General features: G+C 38.9%; 13 protein-coding genes and 1 pseudogene. 12 read left to right on the top strand and 2 right to left on the bottom strand.

What is annotated here, in order from left to right; genetic code table 11:
• Positions 1 to 29 precede the first annotated feature (29 nt).
• The 3 genes from D2908_RS03290 to ciaH all read left to right on the top strand — a co-directional run bounded on the left by D2908_RS03290 (position 30) and on the right by ciaH (position 4,681).
• On the top strand, positions 30 to 2,576 hold the full coding sequence (locus tag D2908_RS03290) for a M1 family metallopeptidase (RefSeq protein WP_117304850.1): 2,547 nt from the start codon (positions 30 to 32) through the stop codon (positions 2,574 to 2,576).
• A 106-nt stretch (positions 2,577 to 2,682) separates the two neighbouring features.
• Complete coding sequence (gene ciaR / locus D2908_RS03285; protein WP_000590639.1) at positions 2,683 to 3,357, top strand: two-component system response regulator CiaR; 675 nt, start codon at positions 2,683 to 2,685, stop codon at positions 3,355 to 3,357.
• On the top strand, positions 3,347 to 4,681 hold the full coding sequence (ciaH, locus tag D2908_RS03280) for a two-component system sensor histidine kinase CiaH (RefSeq protein ID WP_117304849.1): 1,335 nt from the start codon (positions 3,347 to 3,349) through the stop codon (positions 4,679 to 4,681). The genes ciaR and ciaH overlap by 11 nt, the downstream gene beginning before the upstream one ends.
• Positions 4,682 to 4,714: 33 nt before the next feature.
• Here ciaH and D2908_RS03275 read toward each other — a convergent pair whose 3' ends face one another.
• Positions 4,715 to 5,002 carry a DUF3270 domain-containing protein gene (locus D2908_RS03275; protein ID WP_117304847.1) on the bottom strand — a complete coding sequence of 96 codons (288 nt, stop codon included), beginning with the start codon at positions 5,000 to 5,002 and terminating at the stop codon, positions 4,715 to 4,717.
• Between the two features lie 357 nt (positions 5,003 to 5,359).
• On the opposite strand from D2908_RS03275, the gene D2908_RS03270 reads away from it, so the two are divergent.
• The 9 genes from D2908_RS03270 to ezrA all read left to right on the top strand — a co-directional run bounded on the left by D2908_RS03270 (position 5,360) and on the right by ezrA (position 17,172).
• Entirely contained in the window at positions 5,360 to 6,415 is a 1,056-nt protein-coding gene (locus tag D2908_RS03270) for an ABC transporter permease (protein ID WP_117304845.1), read from the top strand.
• Between the two features lie 13 nt (positions 6,416 to 6,428).
• Complete coding sequence (locus D2908_RS03265) at positions 6,429 to 7,109, top strand: ABC transporter ATP-binding protein (RefSeq protein ID WP_117304843.1); 681 nt, start codon at positions 6,429 to 6,431, stop codon at positions 7,107 to 7,109.
• Between the two features lie 239 nt (positions 7,110 to 7,348).
• The gene (locus D2908_RS03260; protein WP_117304842.1) at positions 7,349 to 8,278 is read left to right on the top strand and encodes a peptidase U32 family protein; all 930 of its coding nucleotides are present in this window, start codon (positions 7,349 to 7,351) and stop codon (positions 8,276 to 8,278) included.
• Positions 8,279 to 8,477: 199 nt separating this feature from the next.
• Positions 8,478 to 10,928: a bifunctional DnaQ family exonuclease/ATP-dependent helicase gene (locus D2908_RS03255; protein WP_117304840.1), complete on the top strand. Its 2,451-nt coding sequence runs from the start codon at positions 8,478 to 8,480 to the stop codon at positions 10,926 to 10,928.
• Between the two features lie 36 nt (positions 10,929 to 10,964).
• A complete protein-coding gene (locus D2908_RS03250) occupies positions 10,965 to 12,188 on the top strand; it encodes an FtsW/RodA/SpoVE family cell cycle protein (protein ID WP_117304838.1) in 1,224 nt (407 codons plus the stop codon).
• A 10-nt stretch (positions 12,189 to 12,198) separates the two neighbouring features.
• Entirely contained in the window at positions 12,199 to 12,753 is a 555-nt protein-coding gene (locus D2908_RS03245; RefSeq protein WP_117304836.1) for a DJ-1 family glyoxalase III, read from the top strand.
• Between the two features lie 85 nt (positions 12,754 to 12,838).
• Positions 12,839 to 13,402 (top strand): HAD family hydrolase, encoded by a 564-nt coding sequence (locus D2908_RS03240; protein WP_165847427.1) that lies wholly within the window; start codon positions 12,839 to 12,841, stop codon positions 13,400 to 13,402.
• Positions 13,403 to 13,416: 14 nt separating this feature from the next.
• Positions 13,417 to 15,363, top strand: a complete 1,947-nt coding sequence (gene gyrB / locus D2908_RS03235) for a DNA topoisomerase (ATP-hydrolyzing) subunit B (RefSeq protein ID WP_117304833.1) — start codon at positions 13,417 to 13,419, stop codon at positions 15,361 to 15,363.
• A gap of 81 nt (positions 15,364 to 15,444) precedes the next feature.
• Positions 15,445 to 17,172, top strand: coding sequence for a septation ring formation regulator EzrA (gene ezrA / locus D2908_RS03230; RefSeq protein WP_117304831.1), 1,728 nt, complete (start codon positions 15,445 to 15,447; stop codon positions 17,170 to 17,172).
• Positions 17,173 to 17,218: 46 nt separating this feature from the next.
• Here ezrA and D2908_RS03225 read toward each other — a convergent pair.
• Positions 17,219 to 17,850: pseudogene (locus tag D2908_RS03225) on the bottom strand (GNAT family N-acetyltransferase); the annotation flags it as partial.
• Between the last annotated feature and the right edge of the window lie 125 nt (positions 17,851 to 17,975).

Below are 17,975 nucleotides of genomic sequence, written 5' to 3'. Positions count from 1 at the left end.
AGCTCTTAAATTTAGAATAGGAGAAAATTATGCAAGCAGTTGAACATTTTATTAAGCAATTTGTTCCTGAACATTATGATTTGTTTTTAGACTTGAGTCGTGAGACCAAGACTTTTTCAGGAAAAGTAACTATTACTGGTCAAGCTCAAAGTGACCGAATTTCCCTTCACCAAAAGGACTTAGAAATCGCTTCTGTAGAAGTTGCAGGGGCAGCTTGTCCATTCACAGTCGATCATGACAATGAAGCCCTTCATTTAGAACTTGCGGAAGCAGGTCAAGTTGAAGTGGTTATCGCTTTCTCAGGTAAAATCACAGACAACATGACAGGAATTTACCCTTCTTACTACACAGTTGATGGAGTCAAGAAGGAAGTTTTGTCAACTCAATTTGAGAGCCATTTTGCGCGTGAAGCCTTCCCATGTGTGGATGAGCCAGAAGCCAAAGCCACTTTTGATCTCTCTCTACGTTTTGACCAAGCAGAAGGTGAATTGGCCTTGTCAAACATGCCTGAAATCGATGTTGAAAACCGTAAGGAAACAGGTATCTGGAAGTTTGAGACAACACCTCGCATGTCTTCTTACTTGTTGGCCTTTGTTGCGGGTGATTTGCAAGGTGTGACGGCTAAAACTAAAAACGGTACCCTCGTAGGAGTATACTCAACCAAAGCTCATCCACTATCTAATCTTGATTTCTCTTTGGATATCGCCGTTCGCTCAATCGAATTTTACGAAGATTACTACGGAGTTAAGTACCCAATCCCTCAATCTCTCCACATCGCCCTTCCTGACTTCTCAGCTGGTGCTATGGAAAACTGGGGTCTTGTGACCTACCGTGAAGTTTACTTGGTTGTGGATGAGAACTCAACCTTTGCTAGCCGTCAACAAGTTGCCCTTGTTGTGGCTCATGAATTGGCTCACCAATGGTTTGGTAACCTGGTAACGATGAAATGGTGGGATGACCTCTGGCTTAATGAAAGTTTCGCCAACATGATGGAGTACGTCTGTGTAGATGCTATTGAACCAAGCTGGAATATCTTTGAAGATTTCCAAACAGGTGGTGTTCCGTCTGCCTTAAAACGTGATGCGACTGATGGTGTTCAATCTGTTCACGTCGAAGTTAACCATCCAGATGAAATCAATACGCTCTTTGACGGTGCTATCGTCTATGCCAAAGGAAGTCGCCTCATGCACATGCTTCGTCGTTGGTTAGGGGATGCTGATTTTGCTAAAGGTTTACATGCTTACTTTGAAAAACACCAATACGGAAATACCATTGGTCGTGACCTTTGGGATGCTCTTGGTCAAGCGTCTGGACGTGATGTCGCAGCCTTCATGGATTCTTGGTTGGAGCAACCTGGTTATCCAGTCCTCACTGTCAAAGTTGAAAATGATGTCTTGAAGATTTCACAAAAACAATTCTTCATCGGTGAGAACGAAGATAAGAACCGTCTCTGGGTTGTGCCACTCAATAACAACTGGAAAGGCTTGCCTGATACACTTGAAACTGAAAGTATTGAAATTCCAGGCTACGCAGCCCTTCTTGCTGAAAATGATGGAGCTCTTCGTCTCAACACTGAAAATACAGCCCACTATATTACCGACTATCAAGGAGACTTGTTAGAGGCTGTTCTTGCTGATCTAGAGACACTTGATAACACAAGCAAACTGCAAATTGTTCAAGAACGTCGTTTGTTGGCTGAGGCAGGGCACATTTCTTATGCAGACTTGCTTCCAGTCCTTGATAAACTTGCTAAGGAAGAATCTTACCTTGTTGTTTCAGCTGTTTCTCAAGTGATTTCTGCCCTTGAGCGCTTTATCGATGAAGGAACAGATGCTGAAAGAGCCTTCAAAGCCTTGGTTGCTAAATTGGCTCGTCATAACTATGACCGTCTTGGTTTTGAAGCCAAAGATAGCGAATCAGATGAGGATGAGTTGGTTCGTCAGTTGGCTGTTTCGATGATGATTCGCTCAAATGATGCAGAAGCTAGTCAAGTTGCTAGCCAAATCTTCGCAACTCACAAAGAGAATCTTGCAGGACTTCCAGCAGCTATTCGCTCACAAGTCCTGATCAATGAAATGAAACATCATGAGACTAAAGACTTGTTAGCACTTTATCTTGATACTTATACTCACGCAACAGATGCTGTCTTTAAACGCCAGTTGGCAGCCGCTCTTGCCTACAGTAAAGATACGGATAATATCCAAACCTTGATTACTTCTTGGAAGGACAAATTTGTGGTTAAACCACAAGACTTGTCTGCTTGGTATTACCAATTCCTAGGTCATCAAGCAACTCAGGAAACAGCTTGGTCTTGGGCACGTGAAAACTGGGCTTGGATTAAGGCAGCCCTTGGAGGAGATATGAGCTTTGATAGTTTTGTCATCCTTCCTGCCCATGTATTTAAGACTCAGCAACGCTTGGCAGAGTACAAGGAATTCTTTGAACCACAACTTTCTGACCTTGCTCTTAGCCGTAACATCGGTATGGGAATCAAGGAAATTGCAGCGCGTGTTGATTTGATTAACCGTGAAAAAGCTGCAGTGGAAGCAGTCGTTCTTCAATACGGAACTAAATAATTAAGACTAAATAAAAGAAAACTCAGCTATCTCATGTAAAATGCAGAGAGTTGAGTTTTTTTTAAGGCAAATTTGGTATAATGGTTTTAATAAGGAGGAGTTTCTCATGATAAAAATCTTATTGGTTGAGGATGACCTAGGCCTGTCAAATTCGGTATTTGACTTTTTAGACGATTTTGCGGATGTCATGCAGGTATTTGATGGGGAAGAAGGTCTCTACGAAGCTGAGAGTGGCGTCTATGACTTGATTTTGCTCGATTTGATGTTGCCTGAAAAAAATGGCTTCCAAGTCTTGAAAGAATTGCGTGAAAAGGGAATTACGACTCCAGTTCTGATCATGACTGCCAAGGAAAGTTTGGATGACAAGGGACATGGATTTGAACTGGGAGCGGATGATTATCTGACCAAACCTTTCTACCTAGAAGAACTCAAAATGCGGATTCAAGCCCTTCTCAAACGTTCAGGTAAATTTAATGAAAACACCTTGACTTATGGAAATATTGTAGTTAATTTGTCAACCAATACCGTTAAAGTCGAAGATACTCCAGTCGAATTGCTGGGGAAAGAGTTCGATTTACTAGTTTATTTCCTTCAAAATCAAAATGTTATTTTGCCTAAGACTCAGATTTTTGATCGTCTATGGGGATTTGATAGTGACACAACGATTTCAGTTGTCGAAGTCTATGTTTCAAAAGTCCGTAAGAAATTAAAAGGAACCACTTTTGCAGAGAATTTGCAAACCTTGCGTAGTGTTGGGTATATTTTAAAAGATGTTCAGTAAATTAAAAAAAACATGGTATGCGGATGACTTTAGTTATTTTATCCGCAACTTTGGTGTCTTCACTCTGATTTTCTCTACCATGACCTTGATTATTTTACAGGTTATGCATTCGAGTCTTTATACTTCGGTGGATGATAAGCTTCATGGACTGAGTGAAAATCCTCAAGCAGTTATTCAGCTTGCTATAAATAGGGCAACAGAAGAGATTAAAGATTTAGAGAATGCTGCTACAGATACTAGCAAGACTGATGTAAAACCCAATGTTAGTTCCAATACAGAGGTTATTCTTTTTGATAAGAATTTTACCCAACTCCTTTCTGGAAACCGATTTCTGGGATTGGATAAGATTAAGTTAGAAAAAAAAGAACTAGGACATATCTATCAGATTCAAGTTTTTAATAGCTATGGACAAGAAGAAATTTATCGCATGATTTTGATGGAAACCAATATTAGTTCGGTTTCAACCAATATCAAGTATGCAGCTGTCTTGATTAATACCAGTCAGTTGGAGCAAGCCAGTCAAAAGCATGAGCAATTGATTGTGATTGTGATGGCTAGTTTCTGGATTCTGTCTTTGCTCGCCAGTCTCTATCTAGCTAGAGTCAGTGTTCGGCCTTTGCTTGAGAGCATGCAGAAGCAACAGTCTTTCGTGGAAAATGCTAGTCATGAGTTACGGACCCCACTTGCAGTTCTGCAAAATCGCTTAGAGACCCTTTTTCGTAAGCCAGAAGCAACCATTATGGATGTAAGTGAAAGTATTGCGTCTAGTTTGGAAGAAGTCCGAAATATGCGTTTTTTGACGACAAACTTGTTGAATTTAGCTCGTAGAGATGATGGTATTAAGCCTGAACTTGCAGAAGTTCCAACCAGTTTTTTTAATACGACTTTCACAAACTATGAGATGATTGCTTCTGAAAATGACCGTGTCTTCCGTTTTGAAAATCGGATCCATCGAACGATTGTCACAGATCAGCTTCTTTTAAAACAACTAATGACCATCCTATTTGATAATGCTATCAAATATACCGAGGAGGATGGTGAAATTGATTTTATGATTTCAGCGACTGATCGAAATCTGTATTTACTTGTTTCTGATAATGGAGTCGGTATTTCCGCAGAAGATAAGAAGAAAATCTTTGATCGATTTTATCGAGTGGATAAGGCTAGAACCCGTCAAAAAGGTGGCTTTGGTTTAGGTTTATCCCTAGCTAAGCAAATTGTAGATGCCTTAAAAGGAAGCATTACTGTTAAAGATAACAAACCAAAAGGAACAATCTTTGAAGTGAAGATTGCCATTCAGACACCATCTAAAAAGAAAAAATAAAAATATCGCTCCAGCTGGGGCGATATTTTGGATTTATCTTCTACGTTTTCGTTTGATAATAGATCGTTGTACTTTTAAGACAAGTAAACTGGATCCGATTGCTGCAACAAAGGCAAGAGCAGTTGATAATTTTAATGCTAAAAAGATAAAACTAAAGATAGCAACACAAATACAAAAAACAGCGATATTAACAAAAAATAGGATTTCCTTGAGGTTGGCATCAGATTGCTCTTCAGGTGTATAAGCTTGATAGCGAGGAACCTGATGGTTTAATTCTTCTTGATGGTCTATCTCATAGGATTGTAATTTTCTTACGGGCATTATTCTCTCCTTAACAGCACATACCTATTTTATCATTTTTTCAGCAGAGAATTATTACAGAAAGGTTACAAAAAGAATAAGGTCCCTTTTCAAAATAACTTTTCTTGACACGATAATGTGAAAATGATAAGATGGATGGACAGCAAATACTTATTAATATTCATAATTACTTATATTCGCAAGGAAATAAAGCTACTAAATGATTTTTTTACGAAAATTTATTTCATTATTTTCTTGATTTTATTTAATGTAATTAGTGAGATTTGTTTTGAATACAGAGACAGATTTTCTGTCTCCTATTTTTATAGTAGTGGGGTGTCTGATTGATACCTCTTGGAAACGTTAAAGGAGATAAGCATGTATCTTGCTATCAAAGAAATATTACAAAACAAACTTCGATATAGTTTGATTTTAACTACCATTTTTCTTATCGCTTTCATGGTCTTTTTTATGACCAGTTTAGCTCTTGGTCTTGTGCGAAACAACCGAGCTGCTATTGATAATTGGCAAGCGACGGGTGTGGTTTTATCTGACTACGCAAATGATAACTTGACAGCATCCTTTATTCCTGAAAAGGACTACAAGGATAAGAGTTCAGAAGAGGCTGCTCCATTGGGCTATATGTTCGCTGTAACCAATTTAGTTGATGGTAGTGAAAAAGTTAATGTTTCTATCTTTGCTCAAGACTGGAACGCTTTTATCTCACCTAGTTTGACGGAGGGTCGTTATCCCGAAGAAGATGATGAGGTTGTCGTGGATCAGTCCTTTGAGAATTATGGAATGAAGCTAGGTGATGCCATTCAGCTGAATGGAAGTGAGACAGGTTACAAGATTGTAGGCCTGACTCAAGGAAATAAATTTTTCACTGAGCCTGTTGTCTTTACGAGTCTGACAACTTATTGGACCTTACAAGGAACCTTGAAAGCCAATCGTTCCATCTCTGCCTTGGTATTGAAAAATGATATAGAAGTGGCTGGCGATGGACTGAAACAGATTTCTATTCCAAAAATGATATCGAAAATTCCTGGTTACACACCTCAGGTTAATGTATTTTCAGGAATGATTCTTGCTATGTTTGTCATTACAGGCTTGATTGTGGGTATATTTGTTTATATCATTACCATCCAAAAACTAGGACTTTATGGAATAATGCGAGCTCAGGGAATACAGATCAAAACCATTGTATGGTCTCTGTTTTGTCAAATCTTCCTCCTAGCTGGTATGGGGATTGCTTTAGCCTTGCTGGCTATTGGTGGAGTGATTTTAGTCTTACCAGCTACCTTCTTTTTCTACCCAAGTTGGATAGCCTATTCTGTCCTAAGCTTGATAATTTCCTTGATGGCCCTTCTAGGTGGTGTCATTTCACTTCCACGCTTGCTAAAGGTGGACCCGATTACTGCGATTGCAGAATGATAAGGAGAATAGTATGACAGCATTGATTGAAATGACTCAAGTGACAAAAACCTACGGGGAAGGAAAGATGAAAGTCGTTGCCCTGCATGAGACGAATTTTCAGCTAAATGCAGGAGAGTTCGTGGCTATCGTTGGGCCTTCAGGATCTGGAAAGACGACCTTTCTAACGACTCTAGGACAACTTCAGGAAGCATCGAGTGGAAAGATTTTGGTAAAGGGGAAGGAAACAGGAAGTTTGACGGAGAAGGAGAAAACAGATCTCCGTTTTAGAGAGTTTGGCTTCATTCTTCAGGCTTCTAACTTAATTCCTTTTCTTACTGTAAAGGAACAGCTGGATTTGGTTGACAGACTGGACAAAGGAAAAAAGAGTAAAAGTGATCGAAAAGAGTTATTTGACTTGTTGGATTTAGAAAAGGTACAAGATCAGTATCCCAAGTCTTTATCAGGTGGAGAACGTCAACGGGCTGCAATTGCTAGAGCACTTTATAACAATCCAAGTATCGTGCTTGCAGACGAGCCAACAGCTAGTCTGGATACCCAGCGTGCCTACCAAGTAACGGAGATGTTGGCCGCTATTGCCCACGAACAAGGTAGAGGAGTTGTCATGATTACACATGATACACGCCTTCTTGATAAGGTTGACCGTGTTTATGTTATGAATGATGGCCACCTAGTTGAAAAAACACATGCATAAAATAAAGTGAACGGTACTGGTTACTGTTCACTTTTTGATTGTAATACTCTTCGAAAATCTCTTCAAACTACGTCAACTTCCATCTGCAACCTCAAAACAGTATTTTGAGCAGCCTACGGTTAGCTTCCTAGTTTGCTCTTTGATTTTCATTGAGTATAAACTTTAAAAATGACTTTGACTTTTTAGAAAACTCCCAGTATTCATAGCTGATTTTTGAGAAATATGGTATAATTTTTCTTATGGAAAAGATTATCATTACAGCAACTGCTGAAAGTATTGAACAAGTTAAACAACTTCTCGAAGCAGGCGTAGACCGTATCTATGTCGGTGAGAAAGATTTTGGCCTTCGTCTGCCAACAACCTTTAGTCATGACCAATTGCGTGAAATCGCTAAGCTAGTTCATGACGCTGGTAAGGAATTGATTGTTGCAGTCAATGCCCTCATGCACCAAGATATGATGGACCGTATCAAGCCTTTCTTAGATTTCTTGGAAGAAATCAAAACAGACTATATTACAGTAGGAGATGCGGGTGTCTTTTACGTGGTCAATCGCGATGGTTATTCCTTTAAAACCATCTATGATGCTTCGACTATGGTAACTAGCAGTCGTCAGATTAACTTCTGGGGACAAAAGGCTGGTGCGTCTGAAGCTGTTTTGGCGCGTGAAATTCCATCAGCTGAACTTTTCAAAATGTCAGAGATTTTGGAAATTCCTGCTGAAGTTTTGGTGTATGGTGCTAGTGTTATTCACCATTCCAAACGTCCGCTCTTGCAAAACTACTATAATTTTACGCATATCGATGATGAAAAAACGCGCAAGCGTGACCTCTTCTTGGCTGAGCCAAGTGACCCAGAGAGCCACTATTCCATTTTTGAAGACAATCATGGTACCCACATCTTTGCCAACAATGACCTTGATTTGATGACTAAATTGACAGAATTAGTAGAGCATGGTTTTACTCACTGGAAACTAGAAGGGCTCTACACTCCTGGTCAGAACTTTGTTGAGATTGCAAAACTCTTTATCCAAGCACGTAGCTTGACTCAAGAGGGTAACTTTAGCCATGACCAAGCCTTCTTGCTGGATGAAGAAGTGCGTAAATTACACCCTAAAAATCGTTTCCTTGATACAGGATTTTATGACTACGATCCTGACATGGTTAAATAAAGTAAATGGATAGTTGAGAGAAGGAAGGTGCAGACATTTCTTCTCTCAATTTTTCTTATTTCTTCACCTTTTTTAAAAAATCATCAGGCTAGGATGCTCTGTTTGATGGAGTTTTTAAGAAAAGTGATCTCTTTGAGTTTGAAAATTATCCCATGTTTGTAGGTGCCAAATGGCCCTTTTTTTGGTATAATTCTTTATAATGAAAACGATTGGTAATCGCTATGTTGTGGTTGATTTAGAGGCAACTAGCACAGGTAGTAAAGCTAAAATTATCCAAGTGGGAATTGTCGTGATTGAGGACGGAAAAATCGTCGATCACTATACGACGGATGTCAATCCCCACGAACCTTTGGATGCTCATATTAAAGAATTGACAGGGATAACTGACCAACGTCTGGCCCAAGCACCTGATTTTTCGCAAGTTGCTAGAAAAATTTTTGACTTGTTGGAGGATGGGATTTTTGTAGCTCATAATGTTCAGTTTGATGCTAATCTCTTAGCCGAAAATTTATTTTTTGAAGGCTATGAGCTAAGAAATCCCCGTGTTGACACAGTCGAATTGGCCCAGGTATTTTTCCCTGAACTGGAAAAATATAGCTTACCGATATTGTGTCGAGAATTAGGAATTTCTCTAAAACACGCTCATACAGCCCTTTCAGATGCCCAAGCTACTGCAGAATTACTTCTTTTTTTACGAGAAAAGATGACCCAGCTTCCGAAAGGTCTCTTGGAACGCTTGCTGGAAATGGCTGACGCTCTCTTATATGAGTCCTACCTAGTTATTGAAGAAATTTATAGCAGTCAATCTATCCTGAGTGCTCCAAACTTGGTAGAAGTTCAAGGACTCTATTTCAAGAAAACTGTAGCTCCCCTGGAGCCACGAAAACTATCGCAAGATTTTTCTAAAAATATTTCTTTGTTGAATCTTGAAGCGAGGGAACGACAAGAAAGTTTTGCTAAAGAGGTTGGCTTGCTATTAAAAGATGAGCCTGTCTCTCTGATTCAAGCGCCGACAGGGATTGGAAAAACCTATGGCTATCTCTTACCCGCTTTATCTCAAGCCAAAGAGCGTCAAATTGTTCTTAGTGTTCCGACAAAGATTCTTCAAAATCAAATCATGGAAGAAGAAGGTAAACGTCTCAAGGAAGTGTTCCATACAGATATTCATAGCTTAAAGGGACCACAAAATTATTTGAAGCTGGATTCCTTTTATCGTTCCTTGCAGGAAAATGATGAAAATCGTTTATTTAGACGCTTTAAGATGCAACTCTTGGTCTGGCTGACTGAGACAGAGACAGGAGATTTGGATGAAATCGGGCAACTTTACCGTTACCAACATTTTCTAAAAGACCTTCGTCATGATGGGAATTTATCATCTGAAAGCTTATTTGTGACGGAAGATTTTTGGAAACGTAGTCAAGAAAGGGCACAAACTTGCAAGCTTTTAGTGACCAATCATGCCTATCTTGTAACCAGACTGGAAGATAATCCTGAATTTGTCAGCGACCGTTTATTGATTATTGATGAAGTTCAAAAGATTTTGTTGGCTCTAGAAAATCTGCTTCAAGAGACTCACGATATCCAGTCTATTATCGATTTGCTTGATAAGGCTTTACTGGAGGAGCAAAATATGGTTCAGCAACGAATACTAGAAAGTATTCGCTTTGAGTGTCTCTACTTGATAGAACAATTTCAGTCTGGAAAATCTAGGAAAACTATCTTAGATTCTCTGGCCAATCTCCATCAGTACTTCTCAGAATTAGAAGTAGGAGGCTTTGAGAAGCTGGTTCGCTATTTTACAGCTGAACGAGATTACTGGCTTGAAGCAACTGAAACGAGTCAAAAGAAAATTCAGATTTCTTCTACAAAATCAGGTCGTATTCTTCTATCTTCTTTAATACCTAATTCATGTCAAGTTTTGGGAGTGTCAGCCACTCTTGAGATTAGTCAGAAAGTTTCTTTGGCAGACCTTCTAGGCTATCCTGAAGCCAAATTTGTCAAGATTGAAGCTCGAGGAAAACAGGAGCAAGAAGTGATCTTAGTCGAAGATTTTCCTCTGGTGACAGAAACCTCCTTAGAAGTTTACGCCAAAGAGGTAGCTAATTTGCTGATGGATGTTCAAGCTTTCCAACAACCGATCTTAGTTCTCTTTACCGCTAAAGACATGCTTCTAGCAGTTTCAGATATGCTTCCTGTAAGTCACTTAGCCCAGTATAAAAATGGGGATGTTTATCAGCTTAAGAAACGCTTTGAAAAAGGTGAACAACAAATTCTGCTTGGTGCAGGAAGTTTCTGGGAGGGAGTGGATTTTTCAAGTCATCCTTTTGTGATTCAAGTTATACCAAGACTTCCTTTCCAAAATCCTCAAGAGCCCTTGACGAAAAAGATTAATCAGGAACTGAATCAAGAAGGAAAAAATGCCTTTTATGATTATCAATTGCCAATGGCCATTATTCGTTTAAAGCAAGCTTTGGGAAGAAGTATGCGACGGGAACACCAACGTACCTTAACTCTTATTTTGGATAGGAGGATTGTCGGAAAGCGATATGGCAAACAAATTGTGACTTCTCTAGCAAAAGAAGCGACTGTTAAAACCGTCTCTCAATCCGAAGTTGATGAGGCTATTGATACATTTTTAAATGAAGTTTGATAAATAGTATAGTATGAAAGTATAAGGTTAGTATATATGAAACGTTCTCTCGACTCTAGAGTCGATTATAGTTTGCTCTTGCCAGTATTTTTTCTACTGGTTATTGGCGTGGTGGCTATTTATATAGCCGTTAGTCATGATTATCCAAATAATATTTTGCCCATTTTAGGGCAGCAAGTCGCATGGATTGCCTTGGGGCTTGTGATTGGTTTTGTGGTCATGCTCTTTAATACTGAATTTCTTTGGAAGGTGACCCCCTTTCTATATATTTTAGGTTTAGGTCTTATGGTCTTACCTATTGTCTTTTATAATCCAAGCTTAGTTGCATCTACGGGTGCTAAAAACTGGATTTCAGTAAATGGAATCACCTTGTTTCAACCGTCAGAGTTTATGAAGATATCCTATATTCTCATGCTAGCTCGTGTGATTGTCCAGTTTACAAAAAAACATAAGGAATGGAGACGTACAGTTTCCTTGGACTTCTTGCTAATTTTTTGGATGATTCTCTTTACCATTCCAGTCCTAGTTCTTTTGGCACTTCAAAGTGATTTAGGGACGGCCTTGGTTTTTGTGGCTATTTTCTCAGGAATCGTTTTATTATCGGGGGTTTCTTGGAAAATTATTATCCCGGTATTTGTGACTGCTGTAACAGGAATTGCTGCTTTCTTAGCTATTTTTATCAGCAAGGACGGTCGTGCCTTTCTCCATCAACTGGGAATGCCGACCTACCAAATCAACCGTATTTTGGCTTGGCTTAATCCATTTGACTTTGCTCAAACGACTACTTACCAGCAGGCTCAAGGGCAAATCGCGATTGGGAGTGGTGGCTTGTTTGGTCAAGGATTTAATGCTTCTAATTTGCTTATTCCAGTTCGAGAGTCGGATATGATTTTCACGGTCATTGCAGAAGATTTTGGCTTTATTGGTTCTGTCCTTGTTATCGCCCTTTATCTCATGCTGATTTATCGTATGTTAAAGATTACTCTTAAATCCAATAATCAGTTCTACACCTATATTTCCACAGGTTTGATTATGATGTTACTCTTCCATATCTTTGAGAATATCGGTGCTGTGACAGGCTTACTTCCTTTGACCGGGATTCCATTGCCCTTCATTTCTCAAGGGGGGTCGGCTATTATTAGTAACTTAATTGGCATTGGCTTACTTTTATCAATGAGTTACCAGACCAATCTAGCTGAAGAAAGGAGCGGAAAAGTCCCTGTCAAACGGAAAAAAGTAGTATTAAAACGAATCAAATAAGGAGAAAATCATGGTTAAAGTAGCAGTTATGTTAGCTCAGGGCTTTGAAGAAATTGAAGCTTTGACAGTTGTCGATGTCTTGCGTCGTGCCAATATCACTTGTGATATGATTGGTTTTGAGGAGCAAGTGACGGGTTCGCATGCAATTCAAGTCAGAGCAGATCGTGTCTTTGATAGAGATTTATCAGATTATGATATGATTGTCCTTCCTGGAGGGATGCCTGGTTCTGCACATTTGCGCGACAATCAAGCCTTGATTCAAGAATTGCAAAGCTTCGAGCAAGAAGGGAAGAAAATAGCAGCCATTTGTGCGGCACCAATTGCCCTCAATCAAGCAGGGCTATTGAAAAACAAGCAGTACACTTGCTATGATGGCGTTCAGGAGCAAATCCTTGATGGTCACTACGTTAAGGAAACAGTAGTGGTAGATGGTCATTTGACAACCAGTCGTGGCCCCTCAACAGCCCTTGCCTTTGCCTACGAGCTGGTGGAGCAATTAGAAGGAGACGCAGAGAGTTTACGAACAGGAATGCTTTATCGAGATGTCTTTGGTAAAAATCAGTAAAACGGGAGTCAAACTCTCGTTTTTTTATGTGCTAAACTCAGGGAAATCATCGCTTTTTTAATGAAAAAATGGTATAATGAAAGCTATGAAATATCACGATTATATCTGGGATTTAGGTGGAACTTTACTAGATAATTATGAAACCTCAACAGCTGCATTTGTTGAAACTTTAGCGCTGTATGGTATCACACAAGACCATGACAGTGTCTATCAGGCTTTAAAGGTTTCTACGGATTTTGCGATTGAGACATTCGCTCCCAATTTAGAACATTTTTTAGAAAAATACAAGGAAAATGAAGCCAGAGAGTTAGAACATCCGATTTTGTTTGATGGAGTTTCTGATTTATTGAAAGATATTTCAAATCAAGGTGGCCGTCATTTTTTGGTCTCTCACCGAGATGATCAGGTCTTGGAAATTTTAGAAAAAACCTCTATAGCAGCCTACTTTACAGAAGTGGTGACTTCTAGCTCAGGCTTTAAGAGAAAACCAAACCCTGAGTCCATGATTTATTTAAGAGAAAAGTATCAAATTAGTTCAGGAATAGTTATTGGTGATCGACTGATTGATATTGAAGCAGGTCAAGCTGCAGGACTAGCTACCCACTTGTTTACCAGTATCGTGAATTTAAGACAAGTATTAGACATGTAAGAAAAAGGAATAAGATGACAGAAGAAATCAAAAATCTGCAGGCACAAGATTATGATGCCAGTCAAATTCAAGTTTTAGAAGGCTTAGAGGCTGTTCGTATGCGTCCAGGAATGTATATCGGATCAACCTCAAAAGAAGGTCTTCACCATCTAGTCTGGGAAATTGTTGATAATTCAATTGACGAGGCATTGGCAGGATTTGCCAGCCATATTCAAGTCTTCATTGAACCAGATGATTCGATTACTGTTGTCGATGATGGGCGTGGTATTCCAGTCGATATTCAGGAAAAAACAGGTCGACCTGCCGTTGAAACTGTCTTTACAGTCCTTCACGCTGGAGGAAAATTTGGCGGTGGTGGATATAAGGTCTCAGGTGGTCTTCACGGAGTGGGGTCTTCAGTAGTTAATGCTCTTTCCATTCAATTAGACGTTCATGTCCACAAAAATGGTAAGATTCATTACCAAGAATACCGTCGTGGTCATGTTGTTGCTGATCTTGAGGTGATTGGAGATACCGATCAAACGGGAACAACAGTTCACTTCACACCGGATCCAGAAATTTTCACTGAAACAACAACATTTGATTTCGATAAATTAAATAAACGGATTCAAGAGTTGGCCTTTCTAAATCGTGGTCTTCGAATCTCCATCACAGATAAGCGTGAAGGTTTGGAACAAACCAAACATTACCATTATGAAGGTGGGATTGCTAGTTACGTTGAGTATATCAACGAGAATAAGGATGTAATCTTTGATACACCAATATATACAGACGGTGAGATGGATGATATTACAGTTGAAGTAGCTATGCAGTACACAACGGGTTATCATGAAAATGTCATGAGTTTCGCAAACAATATTCACACCCATGAAGGTGGAACGCACGAACAAGGTTTCCGTACAGCCTTGACACGTGTGATCAACGATTATGCTCGTAAGAATAAGTTACTGAAAGACAATGAAGACAACTTAACAGGAGAAGATGTCCGTGAAGGACTGACTGCGGTTATCTCAGTTAAACACCCAAATCCACAGTTTGAAGGACAAACCAAAACCAAACTGGGGAATAGTGAAGTGGTCAAGATAACCAATCGCCTCTTCAGTGATGCCTTCTCTGATTTCCTCATGGAAAATCCACAGATTGCCAAACGTATCGTGGAAAAAGGGATTTTGGTAGCTAAGGCTCGTGTGGCTGCCAAGCGTGCGCGTGAAGTCACTCGTAAAAAATCTGGTTTGGAAATTTCCAACCTTCCAGGGAAACTAGCAGACTGTTCTTCTAACAATCCTGCTGAAACAGAACTCTTCATCGTCGAGGGAGACTCAGCTGGTGGATCAGCCAAATCTGGTCGTAACCGTGAGTTCCAGGCTATCCTTCCAATTCGCGGAAAGATTTTGAATGTTGAAAAGGCAAGTATGGATAAGATTCTTGCTAATGAAGAAATTAGAAGTCTTTTTACAGCGATGGGAACAGGATTTGGCGCAGAATTTGATGTTTCAAAAGCTCGTTACCAAAAACTCGTTTTGATGACCGATGCCGATGTCGATGGAGCCCACATTCGTACCCTTCTTTTAACCTTGATTTATCGTTATATGAAACCAATCCTAGAAGCTGGCTATGTTTATATCGCCCAACCTCCAATCTACGGTGTTAAGGTTGGAAGTGAGATTAAAGAATATATCCAGCCAGGAGTAGATCAAGAAATTGAACTTCAAGAAGCCTTAGCCCGCCACAGTGAAGGTCGTGCCAAACCAACTATTCAGCGGTATAAAGGTCTTGGTGAAATGGACGATCATCAGTTATGGGAAACAACCATGGATCCAGAACACCGCTTAATGGCTAGAGTTTCTGTGGATGATGCTGCGGAAGCAGATAAAATCTTTGATATGTTGATGGGGGATCGAGTTGAGCCTCGTCGTGAGTTTATCGAAGAAAATGCCGTCTATAGTACACTTGATGTCTAAAAAATCGGGAGAAGTAGTTCCCTTGGTCTAAAAAATATGATATAATCATTACGATTGTTTCAAGTAAAAAAGGAGTTTAATATGTCTGGTACACTAGTAATTTATCTTGCAATTGCTGTTGCAGTTTTCTTAGTGATTGCCTATGCTATCGCAATCTACGTACGAAAACGCAATGAAAGTAAATTAGCAATTTTAGAAGAGAAAAAAGAAGAGCTGTACAATCTTCCAGTAAACGATGAAGTCGAAGCTGTAAAAAACATGCACTTGATTGGACAAAGTCAGGTGACTTTTCGCGAATGGAACCAAAAATGGGTTGACCTATCTCTTAATTCTTTTGCAGATATCGAAAATAATCTTTTTGAGGCAGAAGGCTATAACAATTCATTCCGTTTTTTCAAAGCCAGTCATAAAATTGACCAAATCGAGAGTCAAATTAGCTTGATTGAAGAAGATCTCGCGGCAATTCGTAATGCTTTGGCAGATTTGGAGAAACAAGAGTCTAAAAATAGTGGACGTGTTCTTCATATCTTGGACTTGTTTGAAGAGTTGCAACATCGAGTTGCTGATCATTCTGAAGAATATGGTCAAGGTTTATCTGAAATTGAAAAACAATTGGAAAATATCCAATCAGAGTTTTCTCAGTTTGTTACTTTGAATACTTCAGGTGACCCGGTAGAAGCTGCTGTGATTTTAGATAATGCTGAAAATCATATCTTGGCTTTGAGTCACATTGTTGACCGCTTGCCAGCGATTGTAAACACATTATCTAAAGAACTACCTGATCAATTGGAAGACTTGGAGGACGGTTATCGTAAGCTTTTAGAGGCTAACTATCATTTTGCTGAAACGGATATTGAATCTCGATTCCAATTGCTTTATGAAGCTTTGAAGAAAAACCACGAAAATATTGCACAAATAGAGTTGGATAATGCTGAGTATGAAAATACTCAAGTTCAAGAAGAAATTAATTCACTCTATGATATCTTTACACGAGAAATCGCTGCTCAAAAAGTAGTAGAAGGCTTAGTTGCAACGCTTCCTACATATTTGAAACACATGAAAGATAGTAATGCTGTTTTAGTGGAAGATCTTCAACGATTAAGTAACAATTATCTACTATCTGAAACGGATATTAGTCATGTTCATAGATTACAAGCTGAGTTAGAATCTTTAGAAGAATCGGTATTGGAATTAACTTCTGAACAAGATGAACATTCTGAACCTTATTCACTTCTTGAAGATCATTTGGAAAACTTACAAGCGACTTTGAAGGAAATTGAAGATGAACAAGTTGCGGTTAGTCAACGTCTTGCTCAGATTGAAAAAGATGATATCAATGCTCGTCAGAAAGCAAATGTTTATGTTAATCGTCTTCATACAATTAAGCGATATATGGAAAAACGCAATCTTCCAGGTATTCCTCAGAATTTCTTACAGTTGTTCTTTACAGCAAGTAACCATACTGAAGAGTTGATGGCTGAGCTAGAAGAAGCTCGGGTCAATATCGAAGTTGTGAACCGTATGCTTGAAATTACAACAAGTGATATGGAAGCACTTGAAGAAGGAACCTATAATATTGTTCAATATGCAACATTGACAGAACAATTGCTACAGTATTCGAACCGTTATCGCTCATTTGATGATCGAATTCAAGAAGCCTTTAATGAATCATTAGAAATTTTTGAAAAAGAATTTGATTATCATGCTTCATTTGATAAAATTTCGCAAGCTTTGGAAGTTGCAGAACCAGGTGTAACCAACCGTTTTGTCACTTCATACGAAAAAACACGTGAAACGATTCGTTTCTAACATAATAAAAAAGATTTGGTTCTGAGAGAAGCAGAACCAAATCTTTTTTATTTATTCCTTGTTTAAAAAATTCCCAGTTAGCAATTGATTTTGAACCGTATTCTATGTCCATAAACTCTAGTAGGACATCATCATTTTTTCGTAGAATGAGGCATTTTTAGCTGTTCAGGTAAAGAAAACCAAGTGCTTAGAGCCTTTTGATTTGACATAGGGTTCAATCCCATGTGTCAGAAAAGTTCTGCCTATGTTCTGACCCGTACTTGCTGTATTAACAGCTAAAGTCATTAGATACCGGCCAAACTCTTCTGATTGTTCTAAATGCTTTTTTGAACGTTTTATAAAATCAAAGTATTTAAAAAGATTTCGTGGTTGAATGTAGCGAAAAATATTTGTCTCACCATTTCGTAAATAGGTTAGTATGCAGAAATCTTTTTCTTACAAAAGGGTAATTGCTAGTCATTACCCTTCTTGTTACGCAATTAAACAATGTCCCTTTTTAATGTAGACTCTAGTGAGCAAAATTTTCTATGTTTCTACAAAAGCAGGGTAATAATCAGATTTCTTTAAGACATCAGTTATAATCGTTAAAAAGGGAGAGTCAAGAAAGGAGTTGGCTTGTAGTTTTCCAATGTTTTCGTATTCTTCAAGTCTTGCCTCTTGATATATCATGTCTCCCATGCTTGTCTCCTTTGTTATCTATAAAATCGTGTATGATAGAATTTCAAGATAAAAAATTAGAGACGATTTAAAAATCAAAATAAACCTATTTTGTCCCATAAGGTTCAAAAGACTTTTTAATCTCT

Source organism: Streptococcus sp. LQJ-218, assembly GCF_003428885.1.
Classification (GTDB): domain Bacteria; phylum Bacillota; class Bacilli; order Lactobacillales; family Streptococcaceae; genus Streptococcus.
Note: the sequence above shows the minus strand (reverse complement) of the source record. Positions and strands in the feature narration are given on the sequence as shown.